Source organism: Sphingomonas sp. ATCC 31555 (genome assembly GCF_000282895.1).
Classification (GTDB): Bacteria; Pseudomonadota; Alphaproteobacteria; order Sphingomonadales; family Sphingomonadaceae; genus Sphingomonas.
The window spans coordinates 197,051-213,810 of the sequence record NZ_ALBQ01000011.1 but is presented as its reverse complement, the minus strand read 5'-3'; the positions used below and the strand labels follow the sequence as shown (position 1 = coordinate 213,810).

The following is a 16,760-nucleotide window of genomic DNA, read 5'->3' as shown; positions in this document are numbered from 1 at the left end:
GACCGAATATCTCATTTCGTGGTGTATTATCGCCCTAGGCCGCTTGGGAAACAAGCGGGTCTTTCCCCAAACCATCTGGTATGCGCAAAGCCGCAGGTACGGCTACCGCAACCAATCTTTCCCCCGCTATCGGCTTTTCTACCACCTGCGTTGCGCCCGCGTCCATAAACTGTGCTTTCTTGTCGTCATCCGCGGCACCAACCAGCAGCGTGATTTCCGCCGACGCCAAACAACTTCTCAGTTTCTCCAATGTTTCCTTTATCTTATCTGCATCTATCAGTGCCGCATCATCCATGACGATCGCCGTAAGCCCGGGCGTTGCACTCGCAATTGCGAGCGCTTCTTCGCCCGAGCCTACGGCATGCACAATCTCTACCCGCGCTTCAAAAAGCCGACGCAGCATCGCGCGCACGATCGGGTTGCGTTCGACGATCAACATCTGTGCAGAATCGAGTGCCTGCGCCGGTGCCTGCCCGGGCGCTTCCGCACGCACCAGCGGGAGGTCCAGCGTGAAGATTGATCCCTCGCCCGGCTGGCTTGCCACTTGGATGTCCCCACCCAGAGCTCTGGCGAGGTTCCGGCAGATCGTCAGCCCTAGCCCGGTGCCGCCATATTCACGGGTGGTGGTGGAATCGGCCTGACGGAATGATTCGAAAATCTCCTCAAGCTTTTCCGGCGGAATGCCGATGCCCGTATCGCGCACCGAAATCTGCAAGCGGGAAGACTCCCCTGTCGGCGCTGTGGCGAGGGCCCGCAGCGCGATTCCGCCGGACGCTGTGAACTTTATCGCGTTGGAAAGCAGGTTGAAGATCACCTGACGCAACCGGCCGGGATCGCTGACAATCCAGTCCGGAGCCCCGTCGATATCGAGGGTGAAGGCAAGACCCTTAGCCCGGGCTTGTTCGGCCCAGAGTTGCGCCACCTCGGCCGCAAGCGTGCGGAACTGCATCGGCACCGGGTCGACCGTCAGGTTGCCGGTTTCCATTTTCGCCACATCGAGAATGTCGTCGACCAGCGCGCGCATTGTCAGCCCCGCGCCATGCACCACTTGGATGCGCTCACGCGCAGCCTCGCCCAGCGCGGTATCGACCAACATCACCTGCGTCATCCCGAGAATGCCGTTCAGCGGAGTGCGAATCTCATGGCTGGTCGTCGCCAGGAACTCGGTTTTCGCGCGCAGCGCCTTCTCCAGCGCCGCATTGGTGCCGGCCAGCACGGCATTGGCCGCCTGCACTTCGTTCCGGCTGCGCCGAACCGTGACGAGGCCAAGCGTGAGCAGCGCGAGCACGATCATGGTAGCGCCACCGATCAGCAGAAAAAGCGTGCGCTGCACCTCGGCCGCCTTGCGCAATTGTTCGGTCTGCAGCCGCTGGATGGTGAGTTCCTGATTGGCATAGTCAAACCGCGCGGCCATCAGTGCCGCGCTATTGGTGGTGGCGACCTTCGACGCCTCATCGCTCAGCCGCTTCAACGCTTCGAGGTGCACCAACGCGCGGCGATCGTCGCCGAGTTGCCGATAGATGCTGTACGCAAATAGGTGCGGAGTTCGGTAATCAGGCGTGGTCCGCTCGAGGTCTACACCCTTGAATGCGTTGCCGATAAGCTCTGCAGCACCGTGTAAATCACCTTGCTTCTGTGCAAGCTTTGCTGCCGTCGCATTCAATAGCCGTGTCAGTCCAATCGAATCTTCACCGTTGATAAGCGTGAACGCTCGCTTTAGCGTCTCACGAGCAGCTAGCAGAGAATTCGCCTCTATTTGATTGCGCGCGAGATTATCTAATATTCTTGCTTCCAAAATCGGTTTTTTCAAGTCCTTGGCAAGCCCTGCCGCCGCCTTGTACTCAGCCTCCGCCTCAGGATACCGCCTGAGATCAAGCAGAATGTTTCCTCGACTATTGTGCAAAGACAGTGACAACAAGGTATCTTTACTAAACGTCAAAGCCGCCTGCTTGTAATATCTTTCAGCTCGATTTCCGTCATGCGCCGAAGTATAAAGAGCCCCGATATTCTGCAGAGCAATAGACTGACTGCGCGGTTCGCGAAGTTTCTCGAACACGCGGTATGCCTGCTGAAACGAACTAAGTGCGTCTGCAGCTCTGTCTTGCATGAGGAACAAAGTTCCTCGAGACATCAACAGGTCTCCACGCAACTTGCTTGGCTCTCGTAGAAGGGCGATAGATTGCTGCCCTCGCTTTAGAAAATAGTTGGCCTGATCAAGGCGGCTAGTACGGAGCGCGACTTCTGCGCGCAACCAATCTGCCGTGCCCCTCAATATGGCTCGTTGCGCCGGATCTGTTACACCGCCGCTAAATCGCTCAATTTCGCTTGCGAGAGGGATGGCAGCAAGCGGCTGTTCGACGAGATGAAGCTTGGCCTCGGCCAGCTTCGGGGCGATGGCTTTAGGAATGGATAAGTCTGCACTCAGACAAGGAAACGACAGCAATAGGAGAACAAGGCTTATAAACAGCAGACGTACCCGGGAGAGTAAGTTGCGGGTCACGCTCGTTTCCAGAAGCTTTCGGAACGCAGGAACATAGGCTTGTTTGACAAAGTCTCCGCCAGACGGTCCTGTTCGCCGAGATAGGTCATCAGTGCAGGAAGGGGCAACGGGCGCGATATCAAATAGCCTTGTACAAGATCACAGCCCATGACGCTTAACAACGCCAGCGCCGCCGGCGTCTCCACCCCTTCTGCCGTGACTTCCATCTCCAGCGCATGTGCGAGATCAATGGTCGATCGCACGATCAATGGATCCCGATGGCTGGAGGTGAGCTGGGTTACGAACATCTTGTCGATCTTCAGCTCCTTCGCGGGAAGCTGCTTTAGATAGGCCAGCGAAGAGAGGCCTGCACCATAATCGTCGATGGCGAGGACAATGCCGTGATCGGCAAATTGCTGCAGGTGCCGGATCGCGGACTCGGGATCGCGGATTACCGCGGTCTCGGTGATTTCGAAGCCAAGGCTTACCTCGGGGTGCGCGGTGATGATCTTACACGCCTCGTGCACGAACTCCGCATCCGCTAGCAGCATGCCGGAAATGTTGAGGAACAACGGAAGATCATGACCGGCGGCCGCCATTACCTGCTGGTCGGCGATCCCTTGACGTAACGTCCAAAGCGTCAACGGCGCAATCTGTCCGGATTGCTCGGCCGCGCCGATGAAATCGCCGGGGAATATCAGCCCGCGGCTGGGGTGGTCCCAGCGGATCAGTGCTTCCACGCTCGTCACCTGCTGGCGCCGGACGCTCACTTTCGGCTGATAATGCAACGTCATCTCGCCGGCGCTAATCGCGCGTGGCAGATCGTGCATCAGCATCAGACGATCCACCACTTGGTCGTCACGGGACAGATCCAGGGCTACAAGCCCGCCTTCGTCCGCTGCTCGCAGGATTGCGGCCTCTGCCGCCTCTACAAGCTGAAGCGGGTCACAGTCGCCTTCCGGTCCCGCCGCCATGCCGAATTGAAACTCAATGGGAGATGGGAGATTCAACGACGCTTCCGCGGCAGCGACAAGGCCGCGAAGCGCATGAAGCATATCGGCGGCAGCTCCGAAGTCGCCGCACCGGCAGTCAAACTCGATAAGGTCGCGGCCACGCGAAACGACTGCAAGCTCCAGGGGAGCCGCAGTCACCATATCCACCACAACGTCGATCACCCCTTCGAGGCGCTCGCGTCCTAAATTTCGGCGCGCTGTCTCAAAGTTGGGCACTTGGCACAAGATTGAGACGATCCACCCATGTTGCACCGACGCTCTCCCGCCCCTTGCTCCGGCTTTGGAAGGAATAGTCCAGCACGTGCAGAAGCGCCACTGGCCCGAGTCGAAAATTCGACCTGCGAGGCGTTTTTGGCGAAATTTCCGCCGCATACGCGCCTTGCCGGATCGAATCCCCTCCGTCGCACAACCTGCGTAGTCCGCCGATGTCAACACTTGGTAAACAGGGGCCTGCACCAGATCCCGCATTTTCGGGCTCCGCAGATTCCCGGATTGAAGAATCGTAAATTTTTCGTTAACGAAATGACTTGCGCGTAACAGCGCAGAAATGGGAGAACATAAAATGACCTTCATCACCCTCTTCTTCAAAGATGGCGCAATGGGCACCGAGATCCGCCCGGTCTAAAGGCGCTTCGTCAGGCCGGTGGAGCGTCCGCCGGCCTGGCACATGCTCAGGTGATCAAGGTCTGCGTTTCGCAGGCCTTTTTTATTTCGCAGGTGCCGTCACGAACGCCTTTGCTGCACTGCAATGGCTTGCCGTCCGCCCAAGTTGCGCTAAGAGCGCTGGCTACCCGCTGGAAACAGCAATCGAGCCACAGGGGATAATCGTGCGCATTGCGATGATTGGCACGGGCTATGTAGGCCTGGTTTCAGGAGCCTGCTTTTCGGACTTCGGCCACGAAGTTGTTTGCGTCGATAAGGACGCACGCAAGATCGAGCTGCTTCACCAGAATGTGATGCCCATCTACGAGCCGGGCCTTGATGCGCTGGTGGCTAGCAACGTGAAGGCCGGCCGTCTCTCGTTCACCACTGATCTTGCCGAGGGCGTGAAGGATGCCGATGCGGTGTTCATCGCGGTTGGCACGCCCAGCCGCCGCGGCGACGGCCATGCCGATCTCTCCTACGTGTTCGCCGCAGCGCGTGAGATTGCCGAAAATCTTACCAAGCCCAGCGTGATCGTCACCAAGTCCACCGTGCCGGTCGGCACCGGCGACGAGGTCGAGCGGATCATCGCGGAGGTTGCCCCGGACAGCGGCGCCAAGGTCGTATCAAATCCTGAATTCCTGCGTGAGGGCGCGGCAATCGAGGACTTCAAGCGCCCCGATCGCGTCGTCGTCGGCACCGATGACGAATTTGCCCGCCAGATCATGCGCGAAATCTATCGCCCGCTGTCGCTCAACCAGTCGGCGCCGGTGCTGTTCACCGGCCGCCGCACGTCCGAACTGATCAAGTACGCCGCCAACGCCTTCCTCGCGGTTAAGATCACCTTCATCAACGAGATCGCGGACCTGTGTGAACAAGTGGGCGCGGACGTGCAGGAAGTGTCCCGCGGCATCGGCATGGACAACCGCATCGGTGGCAAGTTCCTCCATGCAGGTCCCGGCTATGGCGGTTCGTGCTTCCCCAAGGACACGTTGGCGCTGATGAAGACCGCGGCCGACAACGAGACGCCGCTGCGCATCGTGGAAGCCACCGTGCAGGTGAACGATGCCCGCAAGCGCGCGATGGGCCGCAAGGTCATCAAGGCGATGGGCGGCGACGTGCGCGGCAAGACCGTCGGCATCCTCGGCCTGACCTTCAAGCCGAACACCGACGACATGCGCGACGCGCCGAGCCTCTCGATCATCGCCGCGCTGCAAGATGCCGGCGCGACGGTGAAGGCCTATGATCCGGAAGGCGTCGAGCAGGCGAGCAAGATGCTCACGGACGTCGAGTTCGTCGAGAACCCCTATGCGGCCGCTGATGGTTCCGACGCACTTGTGATTGTGACCGAGTGGGATGCGTTTCGCGCACTCGACCTCTCCCGCATCAAGAATAGCCTGAAGTCGCCGGTCCTTGTCGATCTGCGCAACATCTATCCGCCGGCCGAACTCGAGCGCGCCGGCCTGCAATACACCGGCGTCGGCAAGCCGAGCCGCGACTGATCCGTTTTCCCGCCCCTGCCGATCGAACGGCGGGGGCGGGTATGCCGGACTAAACAATAACTAGATCGCACGCGCGCGCCGGCCTTTTTACATGCCCTACCATGCTGCAAACGAGCACCATGGATTCCGCCACCGCATCCCCCTCTCCGCTGACCCATCTCCAGCGGCTCGAGGCCGAGAGCATCCACATCCTACGCGAAGTCGTTGCCGAGGCCGAGCGGCCGGTGATGCTCTATTCGATCGGCAAGGACAGCGCGGTGATGCTGCACCTCGCCCGCAAGGCGTTTTATCCTGCGCCCCCGCCCTTCCCGCTCCTTCATGTCGACACGACATGGAAATTTAAGGCGATGTACGCGCTGCGTGAGCGCTCTGCAGCCGCAGCGGGCATGGAACTGCTCGTCCACCAGAACCCCGAGGCAAAGGCACGCGGGATCAACCCATTCGACCATGGCGGCCTCCACACCGATCTGTGGAAGACCGAGGGGCTGAAGCAGGCGCTCGACAAATACGGTTTCGACGCAGCCTTCGGCGGCGCACGGCGGGACGAAGAGAAGAGCCGCGCCAAGGAGCGCATTTTCAGCTTCCGCACTGCCTCGCACCGCTGGGACCCCAAGAACCAGCGCCCCGAGCTGTGGCGGCTGTACAATGCCCGCAAGGCCAAGGGCGAGAGCATCCGCGTGTTCCCGCTCTCCAACTGGACCGAGCTCGACATCTGGCAGTACATCCTGGCGGAAGGCATCGAGATCGTGCCGCTCTATTTCGCCGCGCCGCGCCCGACGGTGGAGCGCGACGGCATGCTGCTGATGGTCGATGACGAACGCTTCCGGCTCAACCCCGGCGAAGTACCGGTCGAACGCTCGATCCGCTTCCGCACCCTCGGCTGCTATCCGCTGACCGGCGCGGTGGAGAGCACGGCCGACACGCTGGAAACGGTGATCCAGGAAATGCTGCTCACCACCACCAGCGAGCGCCAGGGCCGGGCGATTGACCATGATCAGGCCGCCAGCATGGAGAAGAAAAAGCAGGAGGGGTATTTCTGATGACCGCCTATCGCCCCGATGCGCTGATCGCTGCCGACATCTCGGCCTATCTCGAACTGCACCAGCACAAGTCGCTGCTACGTTTCATCACCTGCGGATCGGTGGACGACGGCAAGTCGACGCTGATCGGCCGGCTGCTCTACGATTCGAAGCAGATCTTCGAGGACCAGCTTTCCGCACTGGAGAATGATTCCAAGCGCGTTGGCACCCAGGGTCAGGCGATCGACTTCGCGCTGCTGGTCGACGGCCTCGCCGCCGAGCGCGAACAGGGCATCACGATCGACGTCGCCTATCGCTTCTTCGCCACCGAGAAGCGCAAGTTTATCGTTGCCGATACCCCCGGCCACGAGCAGTATACCCGCAACATGGTCACCGGCGCCTCTACCGCCGATCTCGCCATTATTCTGATCGACGCGCGCAAAGGCGTGCTTACCCAGACCAAGCGGCACAGCTTTCTCGCGCACCTGCTCGGCATCCGCAATCTGGTGCTAGCGGTAAACAAGATGGACTTGGTCGGCTATGATCAGGCCATCTTCGACGAGATCGTTGAGGACTATACCGCATTTGCGCGTTCTATAGGCATCCAGGATGTCACACCCATCCCCATTTCGGGATTCCAAGGCGACAATGTCACCACGCGCAGCGACGCGATGCCCTGGTTCAGCGGCCCAGTGTTGCTGGAGCATCTCGAAGCGGTCGAAGTCGACGCCGACACGAATCGCGTGAAGCCGTTCCGAATGCCGGTGCAGTGGGTCAACCGCCCCAATCTCGACTTTCGCGGCTTTGCGGGCCCGATCGCCAGCGGCACCATCCGGCCAGGCGATGCGGTGCGCATCCTCCCTTCAGGACGCACCAGCACCGTCGTCCGCATCGTTGCGATGGGCGGCGATAAGGATATCGCGGTGGCGGGGGAATCGATAACCCTGACGCTTGCCGATGAAGTTGATTGCTCGCGGGGCGACGTGATCGCTGCAGCCGACGCCCCGCCCCAGGCGGCGGACCAGTTCAAAGCCACCCTTGTCTGGATGGACCAGGCAGAGCTGCTCCCCGGCCGCGCCTATTGGCTGAAGCTCGGCACGAAAACCGTTAGCGCCGTAGTCCGCGCGCCAGAATATGCGATCGATGTTAACACCATGGCTCGCGGCGCCGTAAAAACGCTGGCGCTCAATGACATCGGTATCGCGGAAATTGCGACCGACCGGCCGATCGTGTTCGAGCCATACGCCGAAAGTCACGATCTCGGCGGCTTCATCCTGATCGACAAGCTGACCAACGCCACCGTCGGCGCCGGCATGCTCGATTTTGCGCTGCGTCGTGCCCAGAACGTGCACTGGCAGGCGGTGGAAATCACCCGCGAGGCGCACGCGCACCAAAAGGGGCAGCAGCCGCGTATGCTTTGGTTCACCGGCCTGTCCGGATCGGGCAAGTCAACCATCGCCAACCTTGTGGAAAAGAAGCTTTATGCGCTCGGCAAGCACAGTTTCTTGCTCGATGGCGACAATGTGCGCCACGGGCTGAACCGCGATCTGGGCTTCACCGATCAGGATCGCGTGGAAAACATCCGCCGCATCGGCGAGGTTGCCAAATTGATGACGGATGCCGGCCTGATCGTGCTCACCGCTTTCATCTCTCCGTTCCGCGCCGAAAGAGCGATGGTGCGATCGATGATGCCGGAGGGTGAATTCTTCGAGATCTTCGTTGATACGCCGATCGAAGACGCCGAACGTCGCGACGTGAAGGGACTCTACAAGAAGGCCCGTGCCGGCGAGATCGCCAATTTCACGGGCATATCGAGTCCCTATGAGGCGCCGGAGGCTCCGGAAATCCGGATCGACACAACCCGCACCACCCCCGAAGAGGCAGCCGAACAGATTGTCGAGGCCATCATGGGCGTCTGGGCACCCGCGCTATGATCACCGAACTGACCGACGCCGAGCTGGCTCACGCCATCGCCACGGAAGCCGGAGAGCTACTGCTCCGCATTCAATCAGATTGCGCCGGGGGCGCCCGCGGAGATCGCGAAGCCAATCAGTTGATCCTCGATCGCCTGCGCGCCGCGCGGCCCTACGACACGATCCTGTCGGAAGAATCGGCGGACGATCTGTCGCGCTTGGCACAGGCGCGGGTCTGGATCGTGGATCCCCTCGATGGCACCCGCGAATTCGCCGAACGGCGCGAGGACTGGGCGGTACACATCGCGCTGGCGGTCGATGGCGAGCCGACGGTGGGCGCCGTCGCGCTGCCCCGCTTGGGCGTAACACTGGCAAGCGACATGCCGCCTCCACTCGCGCCGGCGCAACAGCCCCCTCGCATGCTGGTGAGCCGCACACGTGCCAGCCAGCTCTGTGCTGAGGTGGGGCAGTCGATCGGCGCCGTCAATGTCGGCATGGGGTCGGCGGGTGCCAAGGCGATGGCGATCGTGCGCGGGGAAGCCGAGATCTATCTTCACTCCGGCGGCCAGCATCAATGGGACAATTGCGCGCCTGTGGCGGTCGCGTTGGCAGCAGGTCTGCACGCCTCGCGGATTGATGGTTCGCCGATCATCTACAACCAAGCCAGCACCAGTATTCCGGATTTGCTGATCTGCCGGCGCGAATGGGCAGAGCCGGTACTCGCCGCCGTGGCCGCCTGCGAACCACAAGAATAAGGGCAAACCCGGAACGGAGTGCTCCCGACTGCGCTGGGCCGACCGAATCGCTTAGAAGAGTGCATGTGGAAGCGGCGATACCCCCCACCCTTCCGCGAGTAACAGCGTATTGGCGACGACGGCCATACCCCCGGCCACGCCAATGGTTGCAAGCCGGTGCGACACTTTCCGATCCCCTCGTGGCGCACCGGCTTGCTTCGATGTCGTAAGAACTGCTTGCGCACTGGGCCGGCCGCTTTCTTATATTGGCGGACCGGCTTTGCGCCTAGAAGTTGTACGACAGATTCAGCATATACGTGCGGCCGGCCTCAACATAGCCACCCTTGCGATCTACCGAAAGCAGAGCCTTGCCCATGCCGGCGGTCGACCAGAAGGTGTGGGCGTTGAGCAGGTTCTGAACCGATACGCCTGCCGTAAGATGCTGGTTCAGCGTGTAGCTCAAGATCGCATTCATCGTAGAAACCGGCTGGATATAGGTATCCGGCTGAGACGAGCGCAGATCGTACAGCTTGTTGCCGGTATAGACATAATTCAGAGCGGCGTTGATCCCGCCATGCATCCAGAACAACTCGGTGTTGAACATCACCTGTGGCGCCTGCGGCATGCGCTGGCGACGATAGGCGTTGGAGACGAACACCGTCGCGTCCGCACGCTGCAGCGTGATGTTGCCCTGAAAGCCCAGGCCATCTAACAGGCCCGGCAGCCCCTTCACACTATATCGCGCGAAGAGCTCGACGCCGTAGACGCTACCCTTGCCACTGGTATCAAGCGTTTCGATCTCGACGCCGTCCGGCGAAAGCTGGCTATTTGGGGCGGTCCAGACGTTCAGATCGCCCGACTGGTTGGTCGAACCGGTTGAGAACATCACATGGTTCAGCCGCTTGTAGAACAAGGCCGCCGAAAAGAGATCGGTGCCCGCACCCTTGTGCTCGATCGAGGTATCGATGTTCCACGCCTCGACCGCATCCAGGTTAGGGTTCGGCACGAAGATCGAGGTGATCTTGCCGCTATCGTCGCGCGACACGCTGGTCGGTCCGAGCAGCAGGTCGAACGCCGGTCGTGAATAGCTCTTGCGTACCGAGAAACGGTACACGGTGTTCTCGCCCGGGCGGTACGATGCGATCAGGCTCGGCAGCCACTGATCGTAGCTGCGGGCGCTGGTGGTGAAGCCGGCAGTCTTGCCGTCTTCCTGCCAGTAGCGGCCCCAGAACCAGTTGTGCTCGAAACGCAGCCCCGGCGTGATCGTTAGTCCACCGAAGGCGAGGTTCGCGAGCATATAAGCGCTCGCGCGGTGTTCCTTGCCGTCCAGCCGGTTCTCGTTGAGTTTGACAGGGTTGAGGCCGGGCAGCTTCGCAAGCGACAGCTTCGCGTTCTGGGCTTCCACCCAGCTGCGGTCGGGAATGAAGAAGGGCACCTGGGCATTTTTCATGAAGCCATTCAGCCGCTCGCCCGGCACAGCGCTCAGGCGCGTGATGTTCGGGTCGTTGGCCGAAAAGCTGTACTGCAGAGCGCCGTCATCCCCCAGGCTGTTTGAGTAGCGCTTGGCCGCTTCGAACTTGCCGCCTGCCTGTATCGAGGACAAGCCGTGCTCGCCGAACCGCCACGTAGCATCCATCCGGCCTTCCAGCTTCGATTCCCACGAATCCTCGAACTGCGCGGTCGTGTACGCTTGGGCGAAAGTATCGAAGTTGGTGATCGCGGCGCGCGCTGCTTCGTTCAGCACCACCTGCGGATTCGTGCGGTCCGCCATCCCGGTGATCAGCTGGTAGGTCGCCGGCCCGGTGGCGTTAGGGCCGATGTATGTGGGGCTGCGCCAGCTCGCCTGAATGCGCAGGGGGTAGCTTGTCGCGCCACGCGAATAGGCGCCGTTATAGTCCAGCGTCAGGTCGCCTAAACGGGTTTCGCCTCCGATCTTGGTGGTGAACAGCCGCTGGTTGCTATGCTCGGTGCGGAAGTAATTGCTGCCGCCCAGACCGTAGACCGCAAGATAGCCGGCCGCGTCATAATTGGCCCCCAGCTTGCTGCCGGCATTTGGATTCGTCTGTCCCGCCGTCAGGTTCGAAATGCGCGCCGCGGTCTGGTCCATCCAGCTCTTTAGGCGATATTCACCATAGGTGGTGCGGGCATACAGATCGGTGCTGTCGCCCCGCCATTCCAGGTTCACCGTGCCACCAAGGCGTTCGATGCGGTTCTGGAACACGTTCCACAGCACGCCAATCGGCATCACATTGTTCAGATTGTCGCGCACGGCGCCCGGCTGGTTCCCGTCGATCTTCGTATAGTCGCGGTGCATCGCCACTGCCTCGCTGAACACGTTCTTCTTGCCGTAGTAACCAGACGCGAAGATGCCGAAATTCCCGAACTGCTGCGCAGTCTCCAATTGGATCGTGCCGCCCCACGGGTCCTGGCCGCGCGCCGCTGCCCGACCCGCGATCAGCCCCTGCGCACGGATCTGAACATGGTGCGCGCCGAAATCGAATGGGGAAGCGGTGCGCAGATCGATCACGCCGGCGATAGCGTCACCATCCTGAGCGGCGGTCGGCGCCTTGTCGACGCGCACTTCAGACAGCGCGAAGGGCGATAACAGGTTCATCGAAATGGCGCGGGTGCGCGCATCGGTCTGCGCCAGGCGCACGCCGTCGAAAGCATAGGCATTGTACGCGGTGTCGAGACCGCGGATCGACAGATACTGCGCCTCGCCGGTCGCCGCCGCATTCCGCGACTGATCGACCGAGGAATTGAGGCCCGGCAGGCGGGTGAGCAGATCCGCCAAGTTCTGCTGTGGCTGAGCGCGTAATTCTTCACCGGAAACGATGGTGACCAGCGAAGGGCTCTTCACCTGTTCGTTCTGCGCATTCTTGATCGCGACCGTTTTTCCGGTGACGACGATCGTGTCTCCGTCCCGCGACTGATCATCAGTTTCCGCAAATGTATCCGCAATCGTGTCTTCACGCGTAGTCGCGGCGAACGCGTGGCTATGTGCGAAAAGTGCGACCGTGCCCCCGCCCAGGAGCAGCGCAAAGCGCTTGTTCCAGTGTCCCATTGGTATTTCCTTTGTCTTCCATTGTACCCGGCACATCCCCGCCGGCTGCCGCGGCCGCTAGCCGCACGAGGCGGCATTGCCGCGTCGCGATGATGGCGATACCGCTACAAGATGGTGACAGACATGCTGCATGGCCTGCGAAGAGACTAAGGACATTGGAATAATACCAATTTTGATTTGGTATTATTTTTTGTCACAGAGCGTTCATTGTGCCGAGCTAAGGGCGGGGGCATGAAAGCCTCACTCATCCGGCGCTTCGGCCTGCTCGCCATTCTTCTCCTTGCGCCATTAGCAGTGTCGGCGTCGGAGCAGTCGTCCCGCATCGAACGTGTGGTGCTGCTGATGCGCCACGGCGTGCGGGCGCCTCTCGCGGGTGAGGTGCCGCCCGCTACCCGCACCAGCCAACCCTGGCCGCGCTGGGAGGGGGAAGCGGAGCAAGTCACGCCACATGGTGCCGCCGCGCTGCGCGCGCTGGCTGAAGCGGATCGCCGCTGGTTCGCAGCCGCCGGATTGCTCCCCGCCAGCGGCTGCGTCGATCCGGCAGCCGTGCGGATCTGGACCAACAGCTCGCCTCGGACAATCGCGAGTGGAGAAGCCTATGCCAAGGGCTTGGCTCCCGGCTGTACTCTGCCGGTCACCCACCGCCCCGCAGGGGAGGATGATGCGATCTTCGAACCGCTAGGCGCACGTCCGACGAGCTTCGACGCGGCACGCGCCGTCGACTCGATCATTCGCTACACTGGCGGAATAGCGGCGCTGGCGAAACGCCATGCGGGCGCGCTCGCGCTGCTAGAGCACGTGCTGGCCTGTCCAGCGCGTCCATGCAGCCCGCTCGCGCCCTCCTCCGTACAGGCGACGGCGGACGGCCGCGGCATCGATCTGCAAGGTCCGATCCGCAGCGCTTCGGGAACCGCTCAGGTGCTGATGCTTCAATATCTGGAGGGGTTGCCGGTGGCGCAGGTCGGCTGGAGCCGCGCAACGCCCCGTCAGCTTGCGACGCTCGGCGCCATACACGCAGCGCTGTTCGATGTTTTCAGCCGTCCGCCCTATATGGCCGCTTTCCAAATGGCGCCTACCGTCGATCGCATCGTGCAGGATTTCACGGCTGACACCGCGCCGAGCATAGACCTTCTGATAGGTCACGACACGAACGTCGCGGCGCTGGCGGCAGTGCTGGGCGTGCCGGTGCAGGCGCAAGGCTTTGCGACCGGCGATCCCTCGCCCGGCGGCGGTATCGCGATCGCCCTCGTCAATACGGCCGAGGGCAACCGCGCCGTACGCCTTTGGTATCGCAGCCAGAGCGCGGCGGACATCCGCGCCGCGCGCGCTCGATCCCGATGGATCCCCTTGCAGCTACACGGTTGCGATCAAGGTCGCGAGCATCGTTGCCCGCTTCCCCAGTTCATCAAGCGGTTGGAAATCGCCACCGCGCCTGCACGCGGCTGACCGGCCGATTACGCGGCGCGCGAGTACGCCTTGGCACGGTAGCTCGCGAAAAGTTCCTCGAAATGCGTGTCCATTGTCCGCGTCGACGGCGCGTCAGCGGTGGCACGCAACCGATGGAACAACGGCGTCGTTTCGACGAACCGCCCCAATGCATCGCGAAGACTCACCGGATCGGCTGCGGCGTACAGCATCCCTTGGCCTTCGACGAACTGGTCGGCCGCGCCGCCCTGATCAGGCACGATCAGCGGCAGGCCGCTGGCGCGCGCTTCCGCCGCCACCATGCAGAACGTCTCCGCCTCACAGCCATGGACGAGCGCATCGGCGCTGGCTATCACGCGAGCAAGCTGTTCACGGCTGCTGGTCGGCTCGAACAACTGCGCATGCGGGTTCCGCCCGATGGCGGATATAACACGAGACCGCGCCGTGCCCGTACCGATCAGGATCAGCCCCATCGGCTGTCGCACCGCCGCTGCTTCGGCCGCTTCGATGACCATGGGCCAGCGCTTCTCGGCAGCCAACCGTCCCACTCCAATCAGCAGCGTAGCATCCGGCGCGAGGCCGCAGCTCGCCAGCAGCTCGATGCGCAAATTCTCGTCGCGCAGCCCAGGGCTGAAATAGCCGGGCTCGACTCCCATCGGGATCGTCACGATCTTCGACAACCCGCCTTCGGTCAGCCGTGCGGCCAAGTCGCGCCCGGCCGTCACCACCAAATCGAATCCCTCATCCAGGCGGCGCAGATGTTGCCAGAAGGACGAGAAGCCCCGGTCAATTGTCTCGCGATTGGCGATGGTGCCGAACCAGCGATAGGCATAGGCCGCCAGCGGATCCGCGTGCATCACCAGCGCGCGCGGCGCCGATCCCTGCCATCGCGCGACCATCGATGCACTGCGCCACGGCGAGGAAGCCTCGACGAAATCGGGCTTCCACCGGTCCAGCGCAGCGTGTAAGGCCGGCTCGTCGTCGAAATAGCGGTACCGCCGGTCTAGAGGCAGGAGCGGCGCGGGGATGGTGGCAAGCACCGCACCTTCATGCTCCTCGATGATCTCGTGGCGTTCGCCGGGAGCGAGGATGACAATCTCGTGCCCCAGCCTCGCGCCTAATTCCATTTTGCGGCGGACATAAGTTTTCACGCCGCCGCCATAGGGGCTGTAAAAGGCGCAGACGTCGACGATACGCATCAGCGCATCTCCAGAAGATCGCGATACTGGCCAAAACGGCCGCCTTTGGAGAGGGCGCCTAGGGTGCGATCGATGCTTCTCAGCAGCGCCGGCACGGTCACGTCACCGGGGTGCACGCCCAGGCGCATCGCAGGGCGGCGAGGCAGTAACGCACGGGCGAGCGCTGCCACTGCCAGCGACGAGGCAATCCGGCTCTTGCTGCGACTGGCCCAGGTGATCACCGGCCCCTTTGCCAGCACGCGATCCTGCTGCTGCGGCGCCCAGACTCGGAAATGATCCTCCGCCAGTGCGAAGCCGCAATCACGCATCGCAGCCCGGGCGCCGTCGCCATAGAGCCACGCGGGAGCGATGAAGCCGGTCACCGGGCGCCCGGTAACATCTTCGACCAGCGCGCGCCCGCGCTCCATTCTGTCGCGTGCGGTGGCATAATCAAGGCCCAAGAACTCGCCTTCGCCCGCCGTCATGTGCTTCGCCTTGAACCGTGCGCCGGCCGATCCATGCTTGGTGGTATCTCGGTGGAACCAGCCGTGCAGGAACATTTCGACCCCGGAATCTGCCCAGCTCCGCAGGCGCGTGGCAAACGGGCTCCCCCGTACCAGCGGTGCCGATCCCCAATGATCGGGGACCACCAGCATGGCATAGCGCGGCGCACCGATATGGCGCAGGAACAGCTCCGAAAGCTGGTCGACCGGGCTTTCCGAACGGGGGCTGACGTCGTGGATCGATGCCAGGAGGCTAGGGCCTTGAAGCAGGCCTGGAGAGTGGTTCGGCAGAGGCATTCGGCTATCTTTGCTGCGGGTGCGAACGATATAGAGCCGGAGAACAGGGCGGCAAGCGGGCCGAATTTCGGCATTTTCTAACGCACGGAAATGCAAGGCACAAAACCGCACGTCTGCCGCAACCGACGCGCTTATGCCGTATTTGGGTCGAGTCGGCGCCGGCTAGAACCAGGTGCGCACGCCCGCTACGAAGGCGAAGCCACCCGTCCCGTCGCCCCGCGCACGGGCAAGTCGCGCCGTGTCACCCAGGCGCCGCTCCCACGATACGCCGACATAAGGCGCGAACGCCCGCTGCCGCTCGTATCGCACGCGCAGCCCCAGCTCGAGATCGGTTACGCCGGCACCAAGCTGCGTGGCACGCACCGTCTGGGCCGAGAAATTGGCCTCCACCCGCGGCTGGAGCACCAGATTCTGGGTCAGGCGCTGGTCGTACGAACCCTCGGCCCGTGCCAGCAAATCCCCCTTCTCGGAAAGGAACACGGCACCTTCCATCTGGAACCAGTACGGCGCCAGCCCCTCGATTCCGATTGTGGCATAGCTGCGCGACCGTCCAGGCCGGATGTCGTGCCGCATGCCGGCCTGCAGGTTCCAGTAGGGGTCGATCGCGCGGCTGTAGAGCGCCTGCACCTCGACCTGTTCAGCCCGGCCGCCAAACGCGCCCTCGCCTTCCGATTTGAGGGTGAAGCGGTTGATGTCGCCGCCGATCCATGCCTCGCCGTCCCACCGATAGCCGTTGCGGCCGTCGCGTACCTGCACCTCGGCAAGGTTTAGCATCACCTGCCGGAAGGCCATGCCGCCATGATGGTGGCGCAGATGATGGTTCGCCATCGCCATTGCCTCCGCCCCCCAATAGCGCGCCGCAGCCAGTCCAGGCTTCGGTGCGGGTGGCGGCGCATTCCCGGCAGGCAGATCGGTCCCCGTCGCCATTGCCACGGGCACAGGGGGCGCCGACAGGTGGTGTCCGGCGTGCGGGTCTGCCTTTGGCGGCTCG

11 protein-coding genes are annotated in these 16,760 nt (G+C 62.3%); 5 read left to right on the top strand and 6 right to left on the bottom strand.

Features of this window, described 5'->3' with window-relative positions; genetic code table 11:
* Nucleotides 1-34 precede the first annotated feature (34 nt).
* Together B215_RS0105315 and B215_RS19590 are read right to left on the bottom strand one after the other, a co-directional pair.
* Entirely contained in the window at nt 35-2,500 is a 2,466-nt protein-coding gene (locus tag B215_RS0105315; protein WP_152997934.1) for an ATP-binding protein, read from the bottom strand.
* A complete protein-coding gene (locus tag B215_RS19590; RefSeq protein ID WP_236704541.1) occupies nt 2,497-4,065 on the bottom strand; it encodes an EAL domain-containing protein in 1,569 nt (522 codons plus the stop codon). The genes B215_RS0105315 and B215_RS19590 overlap by 4 nt, the downstream gene beginning before the upstream one ends.
* Before the next feature lie 254 nt (nt 4,066-4,319).
* On the opposite strand from B215_RS19590, the gene B215_RS0105305 reads away from it, so the two are divergent.
* From B215_RS0105305 to B215_RS0105290, 4 genes are all read left to right on the top strand, one after another.
* Nucleotides 4,320-5,636 carry a UDP-glucose dehydrogenase family protein gene (locus B215_RS0105305; RefSeq protein WP_026008974.1) on the top strand — a complete coding sequence of 439 codons (1,317 nt, stop codon included), beginning with the start codon at nt 4,320-4,322 and terminating at the stop codon, nt 5,634-5,636.
* A gap of 101 nt (nt 5,637-5,737) precedes the next feature.
* A complete protein-coding gene (gene cysD / locus B215_RS0105300) occupies nt 5,738-6,676 on the top strand; it encodes a sulfate adenylyltransferase subunit CysD (RefSeq protein ID WP_019368595.1) in 939 nt (312 codons plus the stop codon).
* Nucleotides 6,676-8,589, top strand: a complete 1,914-nt coding sequence (gene cysN, locus B215_RS0105295; protein ID WP_019368594.1) for a sulfate adenylyltransferase subunit CysN — start codon at nt 6,676-6,678, stop codon at nt 8,587-8,589. Before cysD ends, cysN begins: the two co-directional genes overlap by 1 nt.
* On the top strand, nt 8,586-9,323 hold the full coding sequence (locus B215_RS0105290) for a 3'(2'),5'-bisphosphate nucleotidase CysQ (protein WP_019368593.1): 738 nt from the start codon (nt 8,586-8,588) through the stop codon (nt 9,321-9,323). The genes cysN and B215_RS0105290 overlap by 4 nt, the downstream gene beginning before the upstream one ends.
* Nucleotides 9,324-9,588: 265 nt before the next feature.
* Here B215_RS0105290 and B215_RS0105285 read toward each other — a convergent pair whose 3' ends face one another.
* Complete coding sequence (locus B215_RS0105285; RefSeq protein ID WP_019368592.1) at nt 9,589-12,366, bottom strand: TonB-dependent receptor; 2,778 nt, start codon at nt 12,364-12,366, stop codon at nt 9,589-9,591.
* A 231-nt stretch (nt 12,367-12,597) separates the two neighbouring features.
* Here B215_RS0105285 and B215_RS0105280 point away from each other — a divergent pair, with 231 nt between their 5' ends.
* A complete protein-coding gene (locus B215_RS0105280) occupies nt 12,598-13,812 on the top strand; it encodes a histidine-type phosphatase (protein ID WP_082664509.1) in 1,215 nt (404 codons plus the stop codon).
* Between the two features lie 8 nt (nt 13,813-13,820).
* Here B215_RS0105280 and B215_RS0105275 read toward each other — a convergent pair whose 3' ends face one another.
* From B215_RS0105275 to B215_RS0105265, 3 genes are all read right to left on the bottom strand, one after another.
* Nucleotides 13,821-14,990 carry a glycosyltransferase gene (locus B215_RS0105275; protein ID WP_019368590.1) on the bottom strand — a complete coding sequence of 390 codons (1,170 nt, stop codon included), beginning with the start codon at nt 14,988-14,990 and terminating at the stop codon, nt 13,821-13,823.
* Nucleotides 14,990-15,769 (bottom strand): DUF2334 domain-containing protein, encoded by a 780-nt coding sequence (locus B215_RS0105270; protein ID WP_050990134.1) that lies wholly within the window; start codon nt 15,767-15,769, stop codon nt 14,990-14,992. Before B215_RS0105270 ends, B215_RS0105275 begins: the two co-directional genes overlap by 1 nt.
* Nucleotides 15,770-15,931: 162 nt before the next feature.
* Nucleotides 15,932-16,696, bottom strand: a complete 765-nt coding sequence (locus tag B215_RS0105265; protein ID WP_419724229.1) for a copper resistance protein B — start codon at nt 16,694-16,696, stop codon at nt 15,932-15,934.
* Nucleotides 16,697-16,760: the final 64 nt, after the last annotated feature.